This window comes from Nibrella viscosa, assembly GCF_039541875.1.
Taxonomy (GTDB): Bacteria; Bacteroidota; Bacteroidia; order Cytophagales; family Spirosomataceae; genus Nibrella; species Nibrella viscosa.
This window is the reverse complement of record NZ_BAABHB010000001.1, coordinates 817,178-839,940: the sequence shown is the minus strand read 5'-3', so window position 1 is coordinate 839,940 and position 22,763 is coordinate 817,178. Positions and strand designations below refer to the sequence as shown.

Sequence of the window (22,763 nt, the reverse complement as noted above, 5' to 3'; positions counted from 1 at the left end):
ACCCTATGTATATCGCACGACTGCTTTGCCTGCTGGTGTTTATTTTGACGGCATCATCGCTGATGGCGCAGCGGACCGACACCACCTATGCCCAGGCCCTGCGGCCGCAATACCATTTTTCGCCCAAAGCGAACTGGATCAACGACCCTAACGGGCTGGTGTACCACGATGGCGAGTACCACCTGTTTTACCAGCACAATCCGTTCGGTATCCGGTGGGGGCATATGACATGGGGCCATGCGGTGAGCCGGGATCTGGTGCATTGGACTGAGTTACCCCCGGCTATTGCGGAAGAAAACGGCACCATGATCTTTTCGGGCAGTTGCGTAGTGGATCAGAACAACACCAGCGGTTTCGGCAAGAATGGCCTGGTGCCGATGGTGGCCATTTATACCGGCCATCAGGAAGGCCTCAACCAGAGCCAGCACCTGGCTTTCAGCCTCGACAAAGGCCGCACCTGGACCAAATACGCCGGCAACCCGGTCATTGACCTGAAGCAAAAAGATTTTCGTGACCCGAAAGTGTTCTGGCACGAGCCCACCAAACGCTGGATCATGGCCGTGGTGCTGCCCAAAGAAAACAAACTGCTGATCTACGGCTCCCGCAACCTGAAGAACTGGGAGCGGCTGAGCGAGTTTACCTCCGCCACTACGCCGGCCACGATCTGGGAATGCCCCGACCTGCTTGAGCTCCCCGTTGACGGTACAACCGAAAAAAAATGGGTTCTGCTGATGTCGATGGGTGGCGGTGCTCCGGCCGGCGGCTCCGGTATGCAGTATTTCATCGGTGATTTCGACGGCAAGACCTTTACCAGCCGGCATAGCGATGTGCGTTTCCTGGATTACGGCAAAGATTATTACGCAGCCATTACTTACAACAATACCCCGCGTCGGGTGAGCATCGGCTGGATGAATAACTGGCAGTACGCCAACGACATCCCGACCACCCCCTTCCGGGGTGCAATGACGCTGCCCCGCGAACTCCGGCTGGTAAACGTTGGAAACCGTTACGAACTCCGTCAGCGCCCCGTAGCCGAACTGAACCAACTGGCTTCAGATGCGTTTCAGTGGCGGGGTATCGAGCTGAGTCAGCTCAACGAAAGTATCCGTAAAAACAGAATTACCGGCGACAGTTATGTGCTCACCCTGATCGCCGACGTGACCGAAGATTTTGGCGTAAAAGTCCGGAAAGGCGATGGCGAAGAAACGGTAATCGGGTATAAAACCGGCGGTAAACAGCTTTACGTAGATCGCACAAACTCCGGACAGGTCAACTTTAAAAAAGAATTTACCGGCCGCTTTACCGCGCCCCTGCAACCCGAGCCACAGGCAAACGTGCCCAGTGCGCCCGGGCGCATTCAGCTTCAGATCTGGGTAGACCGCTCGTCGGTAGAAATCTTTGCCAACGATGGAAAAGTTACCATGACCAACCTGATTTTCCCGAAGCAGACCAGCCAGGGCATCGAGTTCTTCGGCAACTGCCTGCGGTCAGTAACCATCCGGAAAGTTGACTCAGTTTGGAGGAAATAACAAACATTACAGGAAACACTGATTTGCTATATTCATTAAACCCCAAAACCAATCCCATGCGCTATTTACTACTCTTAGTTTTACCCTTTTTTGTACAGGTTGTTCGGGCACAATCGGCGGAGCAAGCCGTCCGGGATGCCGAACAGAAGCGGTTCTCCGCCCAGGTTACCAATAACTTTGCTGTTTTGGAGCAGGTTCTGGACAACGACCTGACCTATACCCACTCCAGCGGCAACACCGACAGCAAGCAAACTTTCATTCAGTCGCTAAAAGACGGCAAAACCAAATACGAGGCCATCGATGTACAGGAGCAAACGGTACGCGTCTACGGCAATACAGCTATAATCAACGGGCTGGCAGCCGTAAAGGTCACCAGCAACAACGAAACCCGGACTATGAACCTCCGCTACACGGATGTATATCTCAAACGGGGTAACGACTGGAAACTGGTAGCCTGGCAGTCACTTCGGGTGAATCAGTGATAAGTGACGACTTAAAAAGCCTTCGCTATCGGGCGACCGAATCCTCTTAACTCATCACTCATAACTCTTAATTTTCCAGAAGGGCCCGGAGTTCGGTAGCTTCCTGGGGTTTCATGCGGCCGGCGAGTATCAGACGGAGCTGACGCCGACGCAGGGCACTGGCAAAGCGGGCGTGTTCTTCGTCGTTGTCGGGAATTACCTGCGGCACTTCAATGGGCCGGCCGCTCTGGTCGACGGCTACAAACGTATAGTAGGCACGGTTGGTACTGACTCGCACACCGGCCGGAATATCTTCGGCCCAGACCTCGATAAATACCTCCATTGAGGAGTTGAAGGCCCGCGTGACCTGCGCCTTCATGGTCACGATATTACCCAGTTTGATGGGTTCGGAGAAAGAGACATTATCGACGGAAGCCGTAACAACGGTCCGGTTGGAGTGTTTCTGGGCGGCAATGGCAGCCGCAATATCCATCCAGTGCAACAGGCGGCCGCCCATCAGGTTATTTAAGGTGTTGGTATCGTTCGGCAGAACCATTTCGGTCATCACCGTCAGGGATTCATGGGCATGTTTGGGTTGTGGCATTCGAATGAAGTGCTTAGTTGTTGCAAAACTACGGCATTCAGGGGCAAAAAAATAGCCATCCACTAGTGGGGATGGCTATTCGATAATCCTGGATTAACGTAACCTAAACTCAACCCTTTTCGAGTAGTACCGCCGAAATGGAAGTCCGGCGATGTGTTACTGTTATTAAACGCTCACTTAAATTTTGTACGCCTAACTGTTGCCGAAAGGTACGTGATTATACTTGGAATAAGCTTAGAATAAAATTAGAATAAAATTAGATTACCAGGTGGTATTTCTGCCCCCTATACCAACTCCGGTTTTTCATACACTTTGGCAGCTTCTCTCCGGTAAAAGAACCGGTAGATTATCGGGAAAATCAGCAGCGTCAGCACGGTAGCTGTGACCAGCCCACCAATTACTACGATAGCCAGTGGTTTCTGCGTTTCCGAGCCGATCCCGGTCGAAACAGCCGCCGGCAGCAGACCAATAGCCGCCATCAGCGCGGTCATGACTACCGGCCGGATGCGCGACTGCACTCCCTCCCGAATAGCATCGTCAAGCGGCAGTTTAGCGCCCCTATTTTTGTTGAATACTGAAATCAGAATAACACCATTCTGCACACAAATGCCAAACAGGGCAATAAAGCCTACGCCGGCCGAAATACCGAAGTTCATGCCCGTAATATGCAGGGCCAGAATACCACCAATCAGAGCAAACGGCACGTTGATAAGTACCAGACCGGCATCTTTGGTGTTGCCGAAGGTGATGAACAAGATTACAAAGATGGCTGCCAGACTGATGGGCACCACCTGACCCAGCCGTTTGGTGGCTCGCACCTGATTTTCAAATTCACCCACCCATTCAATAGAATAGCCTTTGGGTAATTTAATGTGTTGGGCTACCCGCTTTTGGGCTTCTGCGATGGTACTCCCCAGGTCACGCCCGCGCACCGAAAATTTCACTCCAATAAAGCGTTTGTTCAAATCGCGGTAAATAAAGGCCGGACCAGTTATTTTCTGAATGTGCGCAATCTCTTTCAGCGGTATTTTGGAGCCTTTCATGGTGGGCACCATCAGCTTCGTAATATCATCTTCGTTCTGACGATACTCGGGCGAATACCGCAGCCGGATGTCGAACCGGCGCTCGCCTTCGTACAGTACCGAAGCCGTCTTCCCGCCGATCGCCATCTCAATAACCGCCTGGGCATCGGCCGTGGTGACGCCGTAAAGCGCCATTTTTCGGTCGTCGAACAAGACACTCACCTCCGGTTGGCCTACATTGCGGATAATGCCTAAATCCCGGATGCCTCCCACATTCTGAACCGCCTTCTGCACTTGCTTCGAGTATTTCTCCAGTTCGTAAATATCCGGACCAAAAATCTTGATTCCGTTGCTGGCCTTGTACCCGGCTACGGCTTCGGCTACGTTGTCGATGATTGGCTGGGAGTAATTATACAGAATGCCTGAGTAGTTCCGGAGCTTTTTGTCCATCTCATCGGTCAGGTCCTCTACGCTAATTTTCCGCTTCCATTCTTCTTTAGGCAGCAGATCAACCTGGAACTGACAAAAGTAAAAGCCGTTGGGATCCGTTCCGTCGTTGGAGCGGCCTACCTGCGACAGCACCTGTTTCACCTCCGGAAAACGCTGTAGCTCCTGCCGAATTGTTTTTGACATGTCGACGCTCTCCGGCAGCGACATACTCATCGGTAGTTCGGCCGTTACCCATAGGGCACCTTCGTTTAATTGGGGCAAAAACTCTGTTCCAAGGAAAGAAGACGAGAAGAACGTCAGGCCCATAAACAGCAGAGCCGCAATAAAACTTGTCGGCTTGCGGGCGTAGCACCACCGGAAACCGGCCATGACAATCCGGTTGAAAAAATTGACCACCGGATTGTTCTTTTCCCGAACATTATGGTTCAGCAGCATAGAGCACAGCACCGGCACCAGCGTGAGGGTAAATATCAGAGCACCCAACAAGGCAAAACCAAGCGTCCAGGCCAGTGGAGAGAACATTTTACCTTCTACCTTCTGGAACGAGAAGATAGGGATAAGGGCGGTAATGATGATGAGCTTCGAAAAGAACACCGCTTTCCCCAGTTCCCCTCCGGTTTTCTTGATCAGGCCCATTTTGGCCATTTTATTAAACCGCTCCATACCGACGCGGTGCGCCAGATGATCGAGCGACACGAATATGCCTTCAACCATCACCACTGCCCCGTCGATGATGATCCCAAAGTCGATAGCTCCCATCGACAGCAGGTTGGCCGACATGCCTCGCAAACGGAGACACATAAACGCAAACAGCAGCGCCAGCGGAATAATAATGGAAACAATAACGGTAGTGCGCCAGTCGGCCATAAACAGAAACACAAAGACCGTCACCAGAATGATCCCTTCCGTGAGGTTGTGCATCACCGTGCGGGTGCAGAACGCGATCAGGTTATCCCGGTCGTAAAAGGTCACCATCCGGACACCGGTCGGCAGCACGCGGGTATTCAGTTCATCGATCTTGTCTTTAACCCGGGTTAGCACCTCACTTGGGTTCTCACCCTTCCGCATCACTACAATACCTTCGACTACATCATCTTCATCGTTTAAGCCCACCTGACCCACGCGGGGCAGTTGGGATTCGGCAACGCGGGCCACGTTTTTAACCAGCACCGGGTTTCCGTTCAGTTCTTCGATGATAATGTTCTCAATGTCGGCAATAGAGGTCAGCAGACCAATACCCCGGACCACATAAGCCTGGCCGTTGCGCTCGATTACATCGCCCCCCACGTTGATATTACTACGGGTAACCGCCTGATATACCTCCAGCGGAGAAATATCGTATTTAGCCAGTTGGGTCGGATTCACCTGAATCTCGTAGATCTTTTCCCGGCCGCCAAACGCCACCACATCGGCCACGCCGGATACGCTGCGAAGCTGGCGATCGATAACCCAGTTCTGGAGGGTCAGTAGCTCGCGGCTATCCAGTTTAGCACTTTCAAGGGTGTACCGGAAAATCTCGCCGGTTGGGCCGTAGGGCGGCTGAACTTCCGGATCCACGTTTTCCGGCAGGGATACGTTCCGGAGCTGATTGTTGACCTGCTGCCGGGCAAAAAAGTCTTCGACATCGTCCTCAAAAATGATTTTGATGACCGACAAACCAAACATAGTCACCGACCGGACGTTGGTTTTGCGCTGTACCGAGTTCATGGCCACCTCAATCGGTACAGTTACAAACCGTTCTACCTCCTCAGCACTGCGGCCATTCCATTCCGTAACAATGATAATCTGGGTATTGGTAACGTCGGGGAAGGCTTCCAGGGGTGTATTGAGATAACTCGTAATACCTGCCACAACCAGCACCGCCGTCATGAAAAAGATGAAGAAGCGATTCTTCAACGAAAAACCGACAATTCCCCGAATGAATTTATTCATGCTTATTCGTTGAGCGCGTTATACACCAGCAACTGGTTTTTGGAGATTATTTTTTCGCCGGGCTTTAAACCTTCTTTGATGTAGGCGGTATTGCTCAGCGTTTTGAACACACTTACCTCGCGGGTTTCAATATCGGTACGGTTCCGGAACACCATGACGTAATGCTTGGAGCGGTCAAAAATCACCGCCTGCGCCGGAATGGCCGGCATCTGCACGCCATCGCCGTAGTGCAGCGTCACGGTTGCGTGCATCTCCGGCTTCAGCTTCAGGCCTTCATTCTTCAGGCGTATCCGCACCGGCATGGCCTTGGTGCTGGGGTCGAGTACACTGAAAATTTTGTCTACCTTACCCTTGAAAGCTTCATCCGGGTAGCTCAGCGTCTGTACTGAAGCCTCCATCCCGGATTTTACCCGGCCAATGTCGCCTTCGTTGACGTTCGCCATTACCCACACATCGTTAATCTGACCGATGGTAAAGAGGTTATCGGCATTGTCGGAACGCAGTTGCATATCGCGGTTGACGTTTTTCTCAATGACAAAACCGTCGATGGGGGCTTTTACGATATATGTAGACGATTTGCCCAGGCCATAAATCTTGAAAACTTCTTTGATCCGGGTCATTTCAGCCTGCGCTTTTTCCAGTTCTTTCTGGGCCGTAACCACCTCACGCTGCGAGCTGAGCTTGCTCTCGTACATCTCTTCGGCCACTTTCAGGTTTTTCTGCGCCAGCAGCAGGTCCGACTCCGCCTGAATCATCTGCCGTTCAAAATCCGCCACTTCACCCGAGCGGATGGTAGCCAGTTTCTGCCCTTTCCGCACATAGTCTCCTAACTCGACGCCTACCTCCTCCACACTTCCGCCGACGAGCGGATACACCTTGATTACCTGGTTTTCGTTGGCAACGACCTTGCCCACCAGGGTCAGTTCACTACGCACCGGCTGAGTCGTCACTACATCGAGCCGGATACGCTTCATCATCGTATCCGACAGCATAAACACTTTAGCGTCGTCGGCTACTGATTCATGCTGGCAGGAAGCGGCCATCAGGGCACAACCCAACAGGATGCTTCCAACAAGTAGTTCTTTCATAGTTTTAATTGAACAGGTCTTCTCCAATTACGTACGTTAATTCTTCGTAAACTCTGATCCGGTCCGCTTTCAGGCGGTTCAGTTCCCGGATATGCTCATTATACGTTTCAAACAGATCGATGAACTCCAGCAGCGAAATGTTCCGGCGCTGGAAATTCTCGATGACCCCCCGGTTCAACTGGTCGAACTGGTCGGTAAACCGCGTATCGACCCGCCGGTACATCTGCTCCACATCCCGCACCTTACTCAGTGTACTAGCCACTTCGTTGGTTACCTGCATATACTTCTGCTCCTGAAGACGCTTCTGATAGTCGATCTGGTTACGAGCTACCCGGATATTTCCCTGATTGCGGTTAAACACCGGCAGATCCATGGATGCCGACAGACCCAGATAATTCTGGATGTAGCTTCCCGCCTGGTCGTAGGTGCCCCCCACGCGAATGTCGGGCGAGGCCAGGGCCTTCTGGAGGTTGAAATTGAGTTCCGCCTGACGGGTCAGCGACTCACTGGCGCGGATGTCGGCGCGGTTGCGGAACGCCCGCTCCCGAAGGTTTTCTTCCGATAGGGAGCCAATCTGGTAGCGGCTCAGCCGGTCTTCGTTGACCAGGGGCCGGATGGGCAGTTCCACGGCCATCAGCGTGCGCATGGCCTGCTGGTCCTCGGCCATCTGAAACAGGATTTCGGTCCGGTCGTTGTGCAGTTGAAACAGCAGCGCTTTCAGCCGGAGCAGTTCGCGCAACGACACATTATTGCGCTGGTACTCCCGTTCAAACGCATCGACGGTGCCGACGAGGGTGTTGATCTGAATATCGTAGCGCCGGAGCGTCTGCTCCTGGAAGAATACGTTGAAGAAACGAGTACGCAGTTCAAACCGCAGGCCCCGCAGCAGGTCCAGAAATTCAAATTCCGTGAGCCGGGCGGCTTCGGTAGCCAGGGCAATGCGTTTATTCCGCTTACCCGCCGTGTAAAGCAGTTGCTGCACGGTAAAGATTTTCTGCCCGTTCCGACCGGCATCCAGCACCCGCCTGTTTTCGGTGTTGTAGGCACTTAGTTCGACCGTTACGGTGGGGTTATCGTATAAACTGGCCTGTAAGATCTGGGCCTGACTCGCATCGATGCGGAAGCGCTCCGCCAGCAGAAAGAGATTGTTCCGGACAAAAAGGCTATCAGCCTGCCGAAGGGTAAGCCGGAGAGAATCCTGAGCGAAAACACTTAATGAACTGAATACAAAAAAAATAACCAGAAATATACCTTGCATAAATGTACTTAACGGTCGCAAGGTATATAACCAATCTTAAAGGGGAGTTAGTGCAACCTTAGAAAAAAATTAATTTACAAATGGGGAATGCGGATGGTAAAACAACTGCCCTGGTGGAGCCGGCTGCTTACAGAAATCATGCCCTGGTGCAATTCAACGATTTTCCGGCAGATAGACAGCCCTACGCCAAAGCCTTCATACCCCACCGCATTAGACGCCCGGTAAAAGGGTTGAAAGATACTCTCCTGATCCTTTTTTGAAATACCGATGCCGGTGTCTTTTACCGTGACGGTACACATCCGCTCATCGGTCCGGATGCGCACCTCAGCCCGGTGATCCTTTGAGTATTTACACGCATTGTCGAACAGGTTCAGTACCACTCGCTTCAGCAGTTCTTCGTTGCCCCGCACCATCGTTTCGGTCTCAGCTTCAGGCAGGTTTTCGTAGTCGATATCGATCTGGAAATTCGGTTTGGCGCTGGTAAGTTCTTCTTTGGCCAAAAACAGCACGTCTTCGACGCGGACGTTTTCCAAAGGCATCTGGCTAATATTTTCCAGGGTACGGGCCAGAAACAACAGGTTATTGGTCAGGCTGATGAGCCGGTCGGTATCGCTCATCAGGTTATCCAGAATTTCCCGGTACTCATCGGCGCTGTACTGCTGCCGCAGGCCGATTTGAATTTCCGATTTCAGGGCGGCCAGGGGTGTTCGCAGTTCGTGCGAAGCATGAGATACAAAGCTGTGCTGCTGCTCAAAGGCCTGCTCCAGGCGCTGTAGCACCTGGTTAAAATTAATAGCCAACTGCGCAATTTCGTCCTGCCGGTTCCCTTCGTCGAGCCGGTTGCGGAGGTTCCGGGCTGTAATGGTAGAAATCTGCTCGTTGATTTTGCTGATGGGGCGCAGCGACTGCCCGGCGAAGAAGATGCCCAACCCCACTGTAACACTCAGACCAACCAGCAAACCCCAACCCAGCGTGTTACGGAGATTACGCAGTTTGCTTTTGCCGAAGCGGTCATACGCCATCGCCAGCACCACCACGCTGCGGTGCTGCTCCTCATACAGAAACCCAGCCAGCTCCATATCGTTATAGACCGTTTCAATGTCTTTCTCTTCCCGGACTTCGTTCAGTATACCTTTTGGATATGTAACCACCTCATCACCGGCACTGGAATAAATCAGCCGGTTCTGCTCGTCAAAAATCAGGACCTTTTCGTTGATCAGGGCAGTCAGGCTGTTTTCGTCAATGATGCGGAGCAGATCTTCATCAATCTCGTTTACCTCCAGCAGGTACCGCACCGTAGTCAGTGCCTTGCTTTTCAGGCGGTCGTAAAATTCCTCCTGCCGGTAGGTAGCCGATGTAAAATAAATGACCAGCGAGAACGTCACCAGAATGGTAACGACTATACAGGAAAACTGGAGCGCAATGCGGGTCTTAATCTGCATGGCCGTTACTCTTCTTTGAGTACATACCCCATACCCGAACGGGTATGAATTAGTTTTTGCTGGAAATCCTTGTCAATTTTCTTACGCAGGTAGTTAATATATACCTCCACCACGTTGGTTCCGGGGTCGAAGTTCAGGTTCCAGACCTGCTCGCCAAGGTCCATCTTCGAAACCACGCGGCCCTTATTCCGGATCAGGTATTCGAGCAGGGCAAACTCCCGCGCCGTCAGTTCAATGTATTTGGTACCGCGCTGTACCGTTTTGGTGGTGACGTTGACTACCAGATCGGCTACCTGCAGCACTTCCTCATGCTTGTGTATATTCAGCATGTCGGAACGGCGCAGGCAGGCGTTGATGCGGGCGGTCAGTTCCCTGAAATCAAAGGGTTTTACCAGGTAGTCGTCGGCTCCCAGTTTAAATCCTTCGACCTTATCTTCCATTTCGCCGAGCGCGGTCAGCATAATAATTGGCAGGTACGGTTTCTGCTCCCGAAGGTTGCGGCAGATTTCGTAGCCGTTCAGGCCGGGCAGGCTGATGTCCAGAATAATAAGATCAAATTCCTGACTCAGCGCCAGGTTCCGGCCGTTGTACCCTTCGTAGGCAATCTCGGTGTGGAACCCTTCCTGTTGCAGGCCCCGGCTGATGTTCTGGGCAATCCGCCGGTCATCTTCAATTATCAATATTCGTTTGTTGTCCATTGTATATAGCCGATCGGCTCCGGCTTAAGGTAGCGTATCTGCCAACCGAAATATACACGTTGTTTATTAGAAAACCCTTAGAACTGGCAGTTATGCCGTAAATCAGTCGGTTTTCATCCCCCTGAACGGCAAGAGGCAGCCCGCTGGGGTTGCCTCTTGCTTTATATGGTTGGCAAAGCCTGTTAGCTCTCGGTGTGTACCGAGCTGGCTCCTGATGTATTGGAGCGCACCGCTGCGCCCCCCCGGTACCGGACACTGCTGGCCCCACTGGCCGATACGTTCAGCTTGCCCGTTACGTTAATCCGCGCCGAACTCGCCCCCGATACCTCCAGGCTGGCATCTTTCAGACTCAGCTCATAGGCTTTTACCGACGAAGCGCCGGAGACCTCGCCGGCCAGCGTTTCCGCTTTTCCGGTCAGGGTGACGTTAGACGCTCCTGATACATCCAGGTTCAGTCGCGTAGCATCTACGCCGACGGTTGAGGTCGAAGCGCCGGAGATTTCCAGGTCGAAGGTTCCCTGGTTGCGGAAGCCGCTTATGGTGGAGCGGGAGGCCCCGGAGAAATCGGCTCCGCGTAACTGCGGCATCACAATGTCGAGTGTTACCCGCTTGCGGTTGGAATTCCAGCGGCTTTCGCGGTAACGCACCCGAAGTTTGCCGCCGGAGACAGAAGCCTCCAAATCATCGAGGTCACTTTTGCGACCGCTGGCCATTACACTGAAATTGCCGCCCTGACGAATATTAATTTCCATGGCACTCCCCACATCGACCCGGTCGAAATCGCGCACCGAAAACGTACGCGTATCGTCCTGACCAGAGGAGGTTGAGGTATGACAGGCGGTAAACGAGAGAAACGAAAAGACGGTAAATAACGCGCCTGCTAGCCACAGAAAGCGTTTGACAAAGGCGGAAGTATACATACTCGTGTCGGTAAAGGTTTCGATAAAGATGGAAATCTCCAGGAATAGTTGCAAATCCACCGGGCATTTTATTGCCTATCGCCTTCCTGCCGGCGGATCTTACTGGCTCCGGATGTTTTGGACTCCAGCGTGCCAACCTGACCCATAGCCGCACTGCTGGCCCCGCTGGCTTCTACCGTTGCCCGGCGAACGGTCATCTGGGTGGCATCAAGCTTGCTGGCACCCGAGATGTCGGCATTCAGCGCATCGGCCTGCCCTTTCAGAATCACCTTGGAGGCCCCGGAGAGATCGACCGACAGTCGCTGAATATCCCCGTCTACGACCGACCGGCAGGCACCTGATAACCCCACTGCCAGATTATCGATCCGGCCAAATCCGGCCAGATTGGAGCGGGAGGCACCAGACAGTTTTAACTCGCTCACCAACGGCATGGTAACGGTCAGCCCAATACGCTTGGTATCTTTCCAGTTGAAAAGCCCCCGGCGGTTAAGCGATACCTCCAGCTCGTCGCCATCGACGTTTACCCGCAGATCGTTAATGTCCCGCTCCCGGCCGTCGGCGACTACCTTAACGGTTTCGCCTTTGACGATCCGGATCGAAAAGGCCCCCGACGCGTTGATACGCTTAAATTGAGAAACATCAAACTGGCGGGTATACTCACCCTGGGTCGAGAAATCATCACCCAGTTCTTCGTCAATAATGTTCTCGACGCCATCACTCAGGTCATCCAGGTCGCCATCGTTGTCCGACTCATACCGGCGGTTCAGTTCACGGGGGAAATTGATGCTCACCAGGCCATCGGCACGGGTGAAGCGCCAAAGGGTTTGGGTCATCCGGTCCAGTTCCTTACCACCAAACTCATTGCGGATGTAGCGGGCAAAACGCTCGGTCATCCGGAACGGCCGGTCGTACGGAATAAACAGCGTCATGTTCAGTTCCTGCGCCCGGAAGCGGGCGCTAGGAGCCAGTTCGACCCCATCGTCGAACCGGATGACCGAATCTCGCTGGGCAACGTTATACGTAATGGTGCGGGCGTTGGTCTCTGCTTCGGCCCGGTTACGGCCTTTAGCCTCAAACCGCTGCTCGAGTTTAAAATCAGGGCCCTCGTAACCTTCGAGCCGAATACTGGGTTTATCCAGGTAATCGGAATCGATCTGGTTCAACTCAAAGGTGGGCGTACCGGCAACCGACAGTACCCTGGTTTCTTCAATAGTTGCCGTTCTCCGGAAGTTTGCCACCACATTGGGTACGGTGGCCGACAGGATGATTACACTCACCAGCCAGACACCCACCAATGTCAGGGCGGTCCGGCTGCTGACCATCGACCGGCGGGTGATCAGCATCAGCCCCAGAACGGCCAGGCCCAGAAGCGGCAGAAACGCGGCTACAAAGGCCGCCATGATCATAGGAGCACCAATATCCTCCCGGAGCAGATGCAGGGGCAGATCGCTGTCGCCAAAAGTAGCTCCGCTGCTGATACCCAGCCCGACGCCCGTCACGGCCAGCGCGGCCACCATCAGGGCAAAAGCAATAATCAGTATGAGCACACCCACAAACACCCGGATTACCGCCACCAGTCCACCCAGAAGGGGCCCTAACGCCCGGCCAAGACCATTGACAATGACAGCGATCAGCCGAAAGGGAAACAGCAACACTTTTGTAATGGGGCTTTCCTCCGCACCCTCGTTGATGTTCAGGCTGCGCTTGATATTGTGCTCGATATTGGTCAGCGTAATCGGCTGGCCTTTCATCTCCATTTTTTCGGTGAGGGTCTGGGCTATCGGCGATATGATCCAGAGGATAATGTAGGCCAGGAAACCCACCCCGAAGAATACGATACCAAGCACAAACAGCAGGCGGACTACTCCCGAATCGGTACCGAAATAAGCCGCTATACCCGAGGCAACGCCCCCCAGCACCTTGTCATCGGGGTTACGGTAGAACTTCTTGACGGATTTATCTTCTTCCAGTTGGCTGGAGCCCGGAAAGGCAATCCACATGGCGATGTAGAACAGGACGGTAAAGCCGGCCAGTCCCCCGAAAAATCCACCTCCGTCGTTAAAAACTGCCTCACTGAATGGCGGCAGGCCCAGTACCAGGGTCAGGAACAGCAGGCGTACCCAGACCGGATCGATGTTAAAATAGTGCGCAATACCCGATGCCACCCCGGCGATGGTTTTCCGGCGCAGGTCGCGGTACAGCTTGCGCGGAGGAGCCGCCGATGCGCCGGCCGAACGGCTACCCGCCGTTGACTGCTGGGCCGAAGCCCCGGATTGCGCACCCCCCGTTGCGGAATAGCCGCTATCGGCGGCATATTGCCGGCTGCTGGTACCCACCAGCACTTCCTCTTCTTCCACCGCTTCAAAGTCGGCCACTGTCCCCATCGCGCTGATGAGTTCATTGACATCCTCGATGGAGATCGCCTGTTTCTCGGCCAACTTCAGTTTGGCCAGTAGTTTCTCGGCAATCCGGTTTTCAATGTCGGTTACTATTTCCTGACTGTCTTCGTAGCTGGAGAAGTATTGCTGAATCGATGACAGGTAGCTTTTCAGTTTATCGTAGCCATCTTCTTCGATGTGGAAGATGACCCCGCTGATATTGATACTGATCGTCTTTTTCATGATTGACAAATCCTTTTAAGACTGACTATGTGAGTAGGTTAAGCGGTGGTTTACTGTTCGGTTGGGGATAGACCGGACTCGTCCCGATGGCTGCCCGGCCTGTTCATGTCGAGCGTTTCGTGCTTCCCGTTGACGGCGGCCCGGTGCTGGTCGGTCTTACTGACAATTAAGTTAACCGATTCGGCCAACTCTTTCCAGGTTTCATCCAGGGCATTTAGCGAGGTTCGGCCGAGTGCGGTCAGGATGTAGTACTTACGCGGGGGCCCCGATGTAGATTCTACCCATTTGTAATCGAGCAGGCCGGCATTTTTGAGCCGGGTCAGCAGGGGGTACAGCGTACCTTCTACAACCATGATGCGGGCTGAGGTCAGCTCGTCGAGCATGTCGGAGGCATATACTTCCCCTCTGGAGATGATGTGCAGGATGCAGAATTCCAGAATCCCTTTCCGCATCTGCACCTGAGCATTTTCTATATTCATGGCGCGTATTAGCTATTTGTACCATTGATACCACAAAGGTAGTGTAAGGTACTTTGTTATGCAAGGTACTTTATTAAAAAGATTATCATTTATGGATTAGCGGAAGAAAGCCGGGTTGAACGACAGGGAAGCTACACAGATGGGAGCGAAAAAAAATGTACCTTTAAAGCCGTGTTTTGCTTACGGTATATGATGCGATTGTTTACCCTGTCAGTATGTCTACTCCTATTATCCACGCGGTTACCCGCCCAGACGGCCCGCTTCGGCAACGAGTGGATCAACTATGATCAGCAATACTACAAAATTCCGATTGCTCAGCCGGGCCTGTACCGCATCACCTACACCGACCTCCAGAAAGCAGGCTTTCCGGTAACCACCATTGACCCTACCATCCTTCAGCTTTTCCACCGGGGCCTCGAACAGGCCATTACCGTTGCTGGTGAAGCGGATAAAAGATTTGATCCCTCCGACTATATCGAGTTTTACGGCCGGGGTAATGATGGCGCCCAGGACTCGCTGCTCTACCGGCCGGCCGGCGCACAGCCCCACAAATACTACAGCCTCTTCTCCGACACCACAGCTTATTTCTTAACGTATCAGCCCGGCAAACCCGGCAAGCGGATGGCCGTTTCCGCCGATACCGATTTCACCGGCCTGACCCCGGAACCCTACCATTGGGCTGAAGAGCTGCGGGTATTTACGGATACCTATCCGGCCGGCAATATCTATCCGATGGGGGCAGGGTATAGCGATGGCTCCATACTTTCCGGGTATGACGTGGGAGAAGGATGGTCTGGCCCGGTCATAAAAAGCAATACCTCCTACTCCCAGACGTTTACCCTGACGAATTATTTTGCCTCAGAACTCAGTAAGCCCCTGGTCCGGGTGCTGGTCGTTGGCCGGACGGCTTTTAACCATACTGTTGCCTTTTCTGTAGGTCCAGCCAGCGGCAGTCTCCGGCGGTTGGCCGCTGTGCCATTCACCAATTATACCCATCAGCGGTTTAATGCTGAATTGAATCTGAGCGACCTGTCGCCTGCCGGACATGTTGTGCTGGACGTTTCCCCGCAGGAAGAAGGTGAAGAAGTGTCGGTATCGGTTATTCAGGTCCGGTACCCGCAACGCACCGATCTGGCCGGGACATCAGCTAAACTGCTCCGCCTGCGTACCAATCCGGCTGGCCGATCCCAACTTGTGCTCACGAATGTAGCCGCCGGCAGCCGGGTATTTGATCTGACCGATCCGAATGCCGTTGGCATACTTGAGGGGCAACTTACGGCCGGGCGCTGGCAGGGGGTAATTCGTCAGACGCAAACGGAACGAACCCTGCTGGTCACCAGTCAGATTCTGCCCATCCCTCCCATTCAACCCGTAACGCTCCGGTCTGTTGACCCGAAAAAACATAATTATCTGATGGTAACCCACCCTCTCCTGCGCCAACCGGCCGGTGGCATAGCCGATCCCGTACAGGCTTATGCAATGTATCGGGCTTCGGCTGCAGGTGGAGGCTATGATACGCTAACGGTAACTATCAACCAGCTTTTCGACCAGTTCAGTTACGGCGAGCGAACACCCCTCGCCATCCGGCGCTTTGCCGATTATATGCTTGCGAAGGGTAATCCTCAGTTTCTGTTTCTGATCGGCCAGTCGCGTGACCCGCAGGGTGTCCGGAAGAATCCGGCCATCGCGACGCTGGATATGGTCCCTAATGCCGGCTGGCCTGGCTCTGACCTCGGCCTGGTTGAAGGCCTGAACGGATTCCCGCAGAATGTACCAGCTATTCCAATCGGTCGTCTTAACGCCGGGCGCCCGCAGCAGGTTATTGATTACCTCAACAAAGTAAAGGAACACGAGAATACCGGCGTTCCGGCTCTGTGGCGAAAAGATATACTGCACCTGAGCGGAGGACGCTCGTCTTATGAGTTATCGGAGTTTCGCCGGTACGTTGACGAGTTTAAACAATTGGTGGAGAAGCCTTACATCGGTGGCCGGGTTACTACGGTTTCTAAACAGACCGACGAGCCGGTCGAAACTATTCCCATCGCCGATCCTGTCAACCGGGGTGTGGGCATGATCTCCATGTTTGGCCACTCCAGTCTGGATATTACCGATATCGATATTGGTTTTGTGAGCAATGACCGGCTGGGTTACCGAAACAAAGGCCGCTATCCGTTTCTGCTGGTCAACGGCTGCGCGGCCGGTAACTTCTACTTTGGCCGGCCCACCATCGGCACCGACTGGATTCTCACTCCCGACCGGGGGGCTGTTTTATTTCTGGCTCACACGTATAACGGCTTTCCCTATTTCCTGAAAACGTATTCGGACCAGTTATACGCGCTGCTCTCAGACAGTGCGTATCTGGCCCGTCCGATTGGGCAGCTTCAGCAGGAAACTATCAGGCGGTACCTGGCCGGCAACAACACCATCTACGATATTACCAACGCCCAGCAGATTACGTTACAGGGCGATCCGGCGGTCAGCGTTTTTCCGTTTCCCCGGCCGGATTTTGGCATTGACGCCGGCGGGCTGACACTTACCGGCAGCAAAGGTGGCCCGGTTTCCAGCCAAACGGATTCTGTTAAACTTACGGGAATTATTACCAACTACGGCCGGGTAGCCAATGGGCCGCTGGTGATTCGGGTACGTCAGTTTTCAGAGCAGGGTCTACTGCTGCACGAACAGTCTGTCAGCATACCGGCCACCTATTACGCAGATACCGTTCAGTTTGTTTTACCGAATCAAAAAAACGCAATCCGCTCCCTGTACTATGAGGTCGAACTTGATCCCGATCAGCATTTCTCCGAAATGAACCGGCACAACAACCGGGCACAGATCAGTACGAGCGGAGCCGTTACGGAACTGCCCTTTCCGGCCGATGTGATTCCCCCCGTCCTGGAGGTTGCTTTCGACGGCGTCCGCATCCGGAACAACGATATAGTTTCGGCCCGGCCGACCATTGATGTCTGGCTGCAAGACGAGAACCGCCGTCTGCTTCGGTCGGATACCACCGGCATCGACCTGTATGTACAGGCCCCCTGTGCTAAGGCACCATGCCCCTACAAGCGACTGAGCTTACGGTCACCACAGACTACCTGGACACCGGCCGGAGCCGACAATCTGTTTACCCTTACCTACCGGCTACAAACGGCGCTGGCCGATGGTCAATATCAGTTTGAAGTCCATGCCCGGGACCTGAGCGGTAACCGGGCAGCCCCGTACCGGATTCAGTTCCGGGTAGTGAATGAGCCGAAGATATTAGCAGCCGGGGCCTACCCTAATCCCTTTGCCTGGCAAACCCGTTTTCTGCTAACGGCCACCGGCGAACAATCACCCGGAGCGATCACGATACGCATCACCGACCCTACAGGCCGATTGGTCCGCGTCCTGCGCATGGTGGGACGGGTAGGCACCAACGAAATTTTCTGGGATGGAACCTCCGAAACCGGTAACCGCCTGCCAAATGGCCTCTATCTATACCAGATAGCCATAGAGGTCGGAGCTTCTCCGTTGCCGGTTGAGCCGGATTTGTCCTTAACAGGAAAAGTTATCATTGCCCGATGAAAAGAGCGGCACCGCGTAGCGCCGGCAGGTGGCTGGTTGTCGGCTGGATAGGAGTTGGTCTACTGATGGCGGTTTTGGTGGCGGTTAACCCTACGCACTTCACCAGTATCGATTCAGGATACTATCTACAATCGGCAGAAAACCTGCTGGACGGCCGGGGGTATGTTGTCCTGGAAGATGGTCATTATACCTGGAATGGGGTGTTTCCAATAGGCTACTCCGGATTAATTGCCCTTTTCTCGTTTATCACATCGCTGCCGGTGCTGCTAAGCTCCAAGGTAATTAACTGGCTTGCCATCGGCATTTCAACCTGGTTGTGGTATAAACGCCTTGGCGCTGTGCGAACTGGCTGGCTGCTGTCTATTTGGTTGCTGGGAAGTTTTCTCCGCATTGCCACTTATACCTGGTCGGAAACAGTGTTTCTGGTGCTCCTGGCGGAAGTCGTCTGGGCCTTTCACCAGCAGCTTGCTCATCCCTCTATCAGGCACACATTAATCCTGCTCGTTCTTGGTCTGTTGCTTTTTGGCGTGCGGTATGTCGGTGGGTATATCTTTGGTCTGTTGGGAGCAATTGCCCTAGGGCATCAGCTCTGGCCGCAAAAAGTCTTTTCATGGCTGGGAGGCTCTTTACCGCAGACAGCCGGCAACCGGTTGACGCTGGTTACGATTTCAGGTCTGGTGGGAATGGGCTTTTACTTCTGGCTAAATAGCCGGTTCACTGACTCTCCTTATGGGGGAGAACGGTTTCACGAAGCTGAAACGGGCGGGTCTCTGCTGCCGCTTTTTCTGCTGGCGTTGGTTAACGAAGTACTATTGATCCGGGACTTTATCAGTGATGAGTCAAACACCCTTGCCTGGATTGGTGTAGGTATTCAGGTTACCTGGCTGCTTGCTCTGATAAACGTGTTTAAAAGAATACCTCCCGCAGCTGGCAGCCGGGACACTCAACGTCTGCAAAAGTTGTTGGTCAGCTTTGGAGGACTATACCTGATCATATTGTTCGCGCTACGGATATTCAGCCCATTTGCGGGTCCTACGGCCCGCCTGATGGCTCCCTTTACCTTTTGTATGCTGTTTGCGGCTATGTTATGGCTGACGGAGCCGGGACGGCAACTGTGGGAAAAGACGTTTCGGCCGTTCTGGATCGTGTTGCTGGTGTGTTCGTGGCTGCAACTCTTTCCCCAGGTAGACGTTAGCCGAAAGCTCCGGCAGGTGCAGCAGCAGTTTTTCAGTCCCAGCATTCCATAATCAAGAGGTCGCCGTGGCGAGCGGAGATACGCACAAAGCCGTCTTCTGCCGCTTCGTTGCTGTTGCCGGTCCGGTAGCCCATAACCAGCGCTTCGTCGTACAAGTTATATTTCAGACCTTCGGTGACTATCCCCTCCACGGTTCCAACCGGAATCAGGGAGATGGGAGTGCCTTTGGCGTACCACTTCTCGAAGGTCTGGTGCAACGGAAAGATTTTGGAGTAGTCGTCGTACATCACGATACGGATCTGGTCTTTGTACCGCACGATGTTCGTCATGTTGGTGATAGAATGATCGGCCCGGCGGCCGGTGGCCCAGACAATGTTGACCGCCGGAAAACCGCGCTCGATCAGCAGTTCAATGCCTTTTTCCAGATCGGTTTTGTCCTGATCGGGGGCATGCACAATTTCAATCGGGTACTGCCGCGCCCGAACCGCATCCAGGTCCACTTCCCGGTCGAAATCGCCCAGCAGCACATCCACTTTGATGTCCAGTGCGAACACCCGCCAGATAGCGTGATCGAGCACTACCACAAACGGGCTCCATTCCAGCAACTGCCCCAGCAGTTCCGGATCGCAGCCCTCGCCGTTGGCAATTAGCAACGCCGGCTCCTGTTTGTCGCGTACGATATGGTGAGACGACAAGGCTAATAGGGTGTTTTACTGCCCTTGACTACCCATTCCTGAAAGACAGTTTTGGCTTCGTCGGCAAGGAGTTGCTGCATCGGAATACGCCGGTCTTCGTGGGGTTTGGCAATTTCCTGGTAGATGAAAGAATCGTCGAAACCGGCTTCGGCGGCATCGGAATGGCGGGCGGCATACACCACCCGGCTCGGCCGCGCCCAGTAAATGGCCCCCAGGCACATGGGGCAGGGTTCGCAGGAAGCGTACAGGGTGCAGCCTTCTAACTGAAACGTCCCTAAGCGCTCGCAGGCATCGCGGATCGCCACCACTTCGGCGTGGGCGGTGGGGTCGTTGGTTGAGGTTACCCGGTTAGGACCGCTGCCGATGATTTCACCGTCTTTCACAACAACGGCTCCGAATGGCCCACCTTGTCCGCTGTTCATGCCTTCGCGGGCCAGCCGGATGGCTTCCCGTAGAAATTGTTCATCCTGATTCATAACTTTCACCCGCAAATATAACTTACTTTATCGGCAGTACGATGCGGCCGCCAATGGGTGAAATCTCCAGCAACGGCTGCTGGCGCTTGTCGCGGCCTTTAAAGATGAAGTAGTTGACAACATCAAACGCCAGCAGAAAGCCGCCGTTGACCAGCACCGCCTTGCCAAATCCCCTCAGTCGTTCCCGCTGATCGGGCCGGTTGTTGCCCCGCTCCATCAGCCAGAGTCCCCCGGCCATGTAGGCAACATCCAGCCCGGCGTTCAGCAGCAGAAACTGTTTCATGTTCTCATGCTGCCGCACCGCCTGACTCAGTGATTCATTCTCCGGCCGGTTGCGCAGACCCAGCAATCCGATGCCGGCTATGCCGAGGTTTACCGCATTCCAGTAGGCATTCATGCGGTGGAAGTACCTGGTTTCGCCGGTGGTTTGCGCAGCGGCAATGCCACTCACGGCGATGTTGGCCACGGCATAGCTGCCCAGGGTGAGGCTCAGCGCCTTCTGATGCTGGTATCGCTGCCGGCTGAACTCGCGCAAGTCGGTAACGGATGGTTGCGCCTGGCTAAGACTCGACAAAAGAGCCGATGCGCTTGTCAGCAGGAATGTAATGGTGTTTTTCATAGGTCTCAGCCGATGGTTGCCGGCTGAGACATACAACTGCCCGTTTACGGATTATGTTATCCCCTGAGTTGGGCTGATACCACCTGTAGGGTGGCGGGGTCGTTTACGTTGGTGAACTCCTGCACATCAGGAGCGTTTAGCAGCGCAATATCACTGTTGATGAGTGCCTTGCGGGGGCAGGAATGGCCCATCGCCAGAAACTGTAGCAGCACCGGGTAGGCACGGGGCTCCCAAATACTGACCAGCGGCTCCGGAAACCGATTGTCGGAGTCCAGAAACGCCGTGGCCATTTTAGACCGGTTCCGGCCTGCCACCAGCGCATCCAGACTCTTTTCTGACAGTAACGGCAAATCGCAAGCTACCACCAGCCAGGCCGCATCCGGACGCTGCCGAAACGCCGATAAAATACCACCCAACGGACCCAAACCCAGAAAGGAGTCGGAGATATAGAGCTGCGACTGGCCGTTTAGTGCAGTAGCCTGTTCGGCGTTGACGGACCAGAATACGTCCTGGCAGTACTTCGCCAGCAAATCGGAAGCATACTCCCGCTGCGGCTTACCGTGGTAGTCCAGAACGGCCTTATCGCGACCCATGCGGGTGCTTTTTCCCCCGGTCAGCACCAATCCCAGCAAGGGTGCCGTTTGCTGCTTCAGGAATTGCTGCACCCAATCGGCAATCTTTTCCGTTTCGTCAAAGCGATACACCGGCATCCCTGACAGTTTCTCACCCAGATGGGTTTGCAGGTAGTCAGGTACGGTGTCGGTATCCTTCAACAGCAGGAGTTGAACGTTGGTCAGCCGGTCCAGCTTTTTCTCCAGCGGCTTCTTCGGGTCGATGACGGCAATCTGGACACTGGCGGTGAAATGGTTGCCATTGACCAGCACCAGGTCGTAATCATTAAACAGGGGTTTCCACTGGTAGTCGTTCAGCGGCCGGTTCAGGTCGAAGCGCTTAAAGGTGATTTTGTCGGTAAACACCAGTGACGCTCCCGCCGACAAAGCCGGAATAGTTTCAATGGTATCTTCTCCCTTATGGTCGGCATCAACGTAGGCGATGGTAGCCTCCTCACTGAGCCGCTGGGTTAATTCGTACGCCAGTTTTTTGATATTGCCGCAGGGCGTACCCAGTATGGCCAGTTCCGTGCGGGCAAAGGTACCCAGCGATGGGCGGGCCATCTTTTCGTGCTTGGTGTGCGGTTTAGTCGTCGCGTCGGAAGTCATGTTTGCCACCGGTTTTTTCCATCAACTTTGTTTCAGATATCACTATATCGTGCGAAATGGCCTTGCACATATCGTAGATCGTCAGGGCTGCCACCGAGGCTCCCACCAGGGCTTCCATTTCCACGCCTGTTTTGCCTTCGGTAACTACGTGGCAGTCGATAATGGCGTCGTGGCCCCGCGTCACGATGGTGATCTGGCAGTTTTCCAGACCCAGCGAATGGCAGAGCGGAATCAGATCGTCGGTGCGCTTAGCCGCCATCGTGCCGGCGATGATGGCCGTCTGAAAAACGGGGCCTTTGCGGGTGACAATATCGTTTCCTTCCAGCAGCTTCATCACCTCACCGCCCAGCACCACAACACTACGGGCGCGGGCTGAACGTTTGGTCACTTTTTTCTCGCTGATGTCAACGATAGACGGGTTGCCTTTGGGGTCCAGGTGCGAAAACTCTTTCATAGCGGTTCTTTGGGGGCAAAGTTAGGGGTTATTACCCCT

Annotated in this window: 18 protein-coding genes; 4 read left to right on the top strand and 14 right to left on the bottom strand. The window is 54.0% G+C overall.

What is annotated here, in order from left to right:
* Positions 1 to 5: 5 nt before the first annotated feature.
* Together ABD931_RS03635 and ABD931_RS03630 are read left to right on the top strand one after the other, a co-directional pair.
* Positions 6 to 1,529: a glycoside hydrolase family 32 protein gene (locus tag ABD931_RS03635; RefSeq protein WP_345264039.1), complete on the top strand. Its 1,524-nt coding sequence runs from the start codon at positions 6 to 8 to the stop codon at positions 1,527 to 1,529.
* 56 nt (positions 1,530 to 1,585) lie between these two features.
* Complete coding sequence (locus ABD931_RS03630; RefSeq protein ID WP_345264037.1) at positions 1,586 to 2,011, top strand: nuclear transport factor 2 family protein; 426 nt, start codon at positions 1,586 to 1,588, stop codon at positions 2,009 to 2,011.
* Positions 2,012 to 2,078: 67 nt separating this feature from the next.
* Here the strand turns inward: ABD931_RS03630 and ABD931_RS03625 are convergent, their stop codons facing one another.
* The 9 genes from ABD931_RS03625 to ABD931_RS03585 all read right to left on the bottom strand — a co-directional run bounded on the left by ABD931_RS03625 (position 2,079) and on the right by ABD931_RS03585 (position 14,504).
* Complete coding sequence (locus ABD931_RS03625; RefSeq protein WP_345264035.1) at positions 2,079 to 2,594, bottom strand: acyl-CoA thioesterase; 516 nt, start codon at positions 2,592 to 2,594, stop codon at positions 2,079 to 2,081.
* 284 nt (positions 2,595 to 2,878) lie between these two features.
* A complete protein-coding gene (locus ABD931_RS03620) occupies positions 2,879 to 5,998 on the bottom strand; it encodes an efflux RND transporter permease subunit (protein WP_345264033.1) in 3,120 nt (1,039 codons plus the stop codon).
* Positions 5,999 to 6,000: 2 nt separating this feature from the next.
* A complete protein-coding gene (locus ABD931_RS03615; protein ID WP_370469303.1) occupies positions 6,001 to 7,086 on the bottom strand; it encodes an efflux RND transporter periplasmic adaptor subunit in 1,086 nt (361 codons plus the stop codon).
* A gap of 4 nt (positions 7,087 to 7,090) precedes the next feature.
* Complete coding sequence (locus ABD931_RS03610; RefSeq protein WP_345264031.1) at positions 7,091 to 8,344, bottom strand: TolC family protein; 1,254 nt, start codon at positions 8,342 to 8,344, stop codon at positions 7,091 to 7,093.
* A 74-nt stretch (positions 8,345 to 8,418) separates the two neighbouring features.
* Entirely contained in the window at positions 8,419 to 9,786 is a 1,368-nt protein-coding gene (locus ABD931_RS03605; RefSeq protein WP_345264029.1) for an ATP-binding protein, read from the bottom strand.
* A 5-nt stretch (positions 9,787 to 9,791) separates the two neighbouring features.
* Positions 9,792 to 10,484 carry a response regulator transcription factor gene (locus ABD931_RS03600; RefSeq protein WP_345264027.1) on the bottom strand — a complete coding sequence of 231 codons (693 nt, stop codon included), beginning with the start codon at positions 10,482 to 10,484 and terminating at the stop codon, positions 9,792 to 9,794.
* Between the two features lie 182 nt (positions 10,485 to 10,666).
* Positions 10,667 to 11,458 carry a head GIN domain-containing protein gene (locus ABD931_RS03595; protein WP_345264026.1) on the bottom strand — a complete coding sequence of 264 codons (792 nt, stop codon included), beginning with the start codon at positions 11,456 to 11,458 and terminating at the stop codon, positions 10,667 to 10,669.
* A 14-nt stretch (positions 11,459 to 11,472) separates the two neighbouring features.
* Positions 11,473 to 14,025 carry a PspC domain-containing protein gene (locus tag ABD931_RS03590; RefSeq protein ID WP_345264025.1) on the bottom strand — a complete coding sequence of 851 codons (2,553 nt, stop codon included), beginning with the start codon at positions 14,023 to 14,025 and terminating at the stop codon, positions 11,473 to 11,475.
* 50 nt (positions 14,026 to 14,075) lie between these two features.
* Entirely contained in the window at positions 14,076 to 14,504 is a 429-nt protein-coding gene (locus ABD931_RS03585) for a PadR family transcriptional regulator (protein WP_345264023.1), read from the bottom strand.
* A gap of 189 nt (positions 14,505 to 14,693) precedes the next feature.
* Here ABD931_RS03585 and porU2 point away from each other — a divergent pair, with 189 nt between their 5' ends.
* Together porU2 and ABD931_RS03575 are read left to right on the top strand one after the other, a co-directional pair.
* Positions 14,694 to 18,065: a putative type IX secretion system sortase PorU2 gene (porU2, locus tag ABD931_RS03580; RefSeq protein ID WP_345264021.1), complete on the top strand. Its 3,372-nt coding sequence runs from the start codon at positions 14,694 to 14,696 to the stop codon at positions 18,063 to 18,065.
* A complete protein-coding gene (locus ABD931_RS03575) occupies positions 18,062 to 19,312 on the top strand; it encodes a hypothetical protein (RefSeq protein WP_345264019.1) in 1,251 nt (416 codons plus the stop codon). The genes porU2 and ABD931_RS03575 overlap by 4 nt, the downstream gene beginning before the upstream one ends.
* Here ABD931_RS03575 and ABD931_RS03570 read toward each other — a convergent pair.
* From ABD931_RS03570 to moaC, 5 genes are read right to left on the bottom strand one after another with little or no spacing between them, the layout of a single operon-like run.
* Positions 19,293 to 19,955, bottom strand: coding sequence for a thiamine diphosphokinase (locus ABD931_RS03570; protein WP_345264017.1), 663 nt, complete (start codon positions 19,953 to 19,955; stop codon positions 19,293 to 19,295). The two genes, ABD931_RS03575 and ABD931_RS03570, sit on opposite strands and share 20 nt — an antisense overlap.
* 2 nt (positions 19,956 to 19,957) lie before the next feature.
* Positions 19,958 to 20,431 (bottom strand): nucleoside deaminase, encoded by a 474-nt coding sequence (locus tag ABD931_RS03565; protein WP_345264015.1) that lies wholly within the window; start codon positions 20,429 to 20,431, stop codon positions 19,958 to 19,960.
* A gap of 22 nt (positions 20,432 to 20,453) precedes the next feature.
* On the bottom strand, positions 20,454 to 21,050 hold the full coding sequence (locus ABD931_RS03560) for a DUF6992 family protein (protein WP_345264013.1): 597 nt from the start codon (positions 21,048 to 21,050) through the stop codon (positions 20,454 to 20,456).
* Positions 21,051 to 21,106: 56 nt separating this feature from the next.
* Positions 21,107 to 22,270 carry an NTP transferase domain-containing protein gene (locus tag ABD931_RS03555; protein WP_345264011.1) on the bottom strand — a complete coding sequence of 388 codons (1,164 nt, stop codon included), beginning with the start codon at positions 22,268 to 22,270 and terminating at the stop codon, positions 21,107 to 21,109.
* Positions 22,248 to 22,724 carry a cyclic pyranopterin monophosphate synthase MoaC gene (gene moaC, locus ABD931_RS03550; RefSeq protein WP_345264009.1) on the bottom strand — a complete coding sequence of 159 codons (477 nt, stop codon included), beginning with the start codon at positions 22,722 to 22,724 and terminating at the stop codon, positions 22,248 to 22,250. The genes ABD931_RS03555 and moaC overlap by 23 nt, the downstream gene beginning before the upstream one ends.
* Between the last annotated feature and the right edge of the window lie 39 nt (positions 22,725 to 22,763).

What these genes read in the sequence shown, in the direction of transcription:
- ABD931_RS03635 (WP_345264039.1), top strand. Translation starts at nt 6, where the DNA reads ATGTATATCGCACGACTGCTTTGCCTGCTGGTGTTTATTTTGACGGCA.
- ABD931_RS03630 (WP_345264037.1), top strand. Translation starts at nt 1,586, where the DNA reads ATGCGCTATTTACTACTCTTAGTTTTACCCTTTTTTGTACAGGTTGTT.
- ABD931_RS03625 (WP_345264035.1), bottom strand. Translation starts at nt 2,594, where the DNA reads ATGCCACAACCCAAACATGCCCATGAATCCCTGACGGTGATGACCGAA.
- ABD931_RS03620 (WP_345264033.1), bottom strand. Translation starts at nt 5,998, where the DNA reads ATGAATAAATTCATTCGGGGAATTGTCGGTTTTTCGTTGAAGAATCGC.
- ABD931_RS03615 (WP_370469303.1), bottom strand. Translation starts at nt 7,086, where the DNA reads ATGAAAGAACTACTTGTTGGAAGCATCCTGTTGGGTTGTGCCCTGATG.
- ABD931_RS03610 (WP_345264031.1), bottom strand. Translation starts at nt 8,344, where the DNA reads ATGCAAGGTATATTTCTGGTTATTTTTTTTGTATTCAGTTCATTAAGT.
- ABD931_RS03605 (WP_345264029.1), bottom strand. Translation starts at nt 9,786, where the DNA reads ATGCAGATTAAGACCCGCATTGCGCTCCAGTTTTCCTGTATAGTCGTT.
- ABD931_RS03600 (WP_345264027.1), bottom strand. Translation starts at nt 10,484, where the DNA reads ATGGACAACAAACGAATATTGATAATTGAAGATGACCGGCGGATTGCC.
- ABD931_RS03590 (WP_345264025.1), bottom strand. Translation starts at nt 14,025, where the DNA reads ATGAAAAAGACGATCAGTATCAATATCAGCGGGGTCATCTTCCACATC.
- ABD931_RS03585 (WP_345264023.1), bottom strand. Translation starts at nt 14,504, where the DNA reads ATGAATATAGAAAATGCTCAGGTGCAGATGCGGAAAGGGATTCTGGAA.
- porU2 (WP_345264021.1), top strand. Translation starts at nt 14,694, where the DNA reads ATGATGCGATTGTTTACCCTGTCAGTATGTCTACTCCTATTATCCACG.
- ABD931_RS03575 (WP_345264019.1), top strand. Translation starts at nt 18,062, where the DNA reads ATGAAAAGAGCGGCACCGCGTAGCGCCGGCAGGTGGCTGGTTGTCGGC.
- ABD931_RS03565 (WP_345264015.1), bottom strand. Translation starts at nt 20,431, where the DNA reads ATGAATCAGGATGAACAATTTCTACGGGAAGCCATCCGGCTGGCCCGC.
- ABD931_RS03560 (WP_345264013.1), bottom strand. Translation starts at nt 21,050, where the DNA reads ATGAAAAACACCATTACATTCCTGCTGACAAGCGCATCGGCTCTTTTG.
- ABD931_RS03555 (WP_345264011.1), bottom strand. Translation starts at nt 22,270, where the DNA reads ATGACTTCCGACGCGACGACTAAACCGCACACCAAGCACGAAAAGATG.
- moaC (WP_345264009.1), bottom strand. Translation starts at nt 22,724, where the DNA reads ATGAAAGAGTTTTCGCACCTGGACCCCAAAGGCAACCCGTCTATCGTT.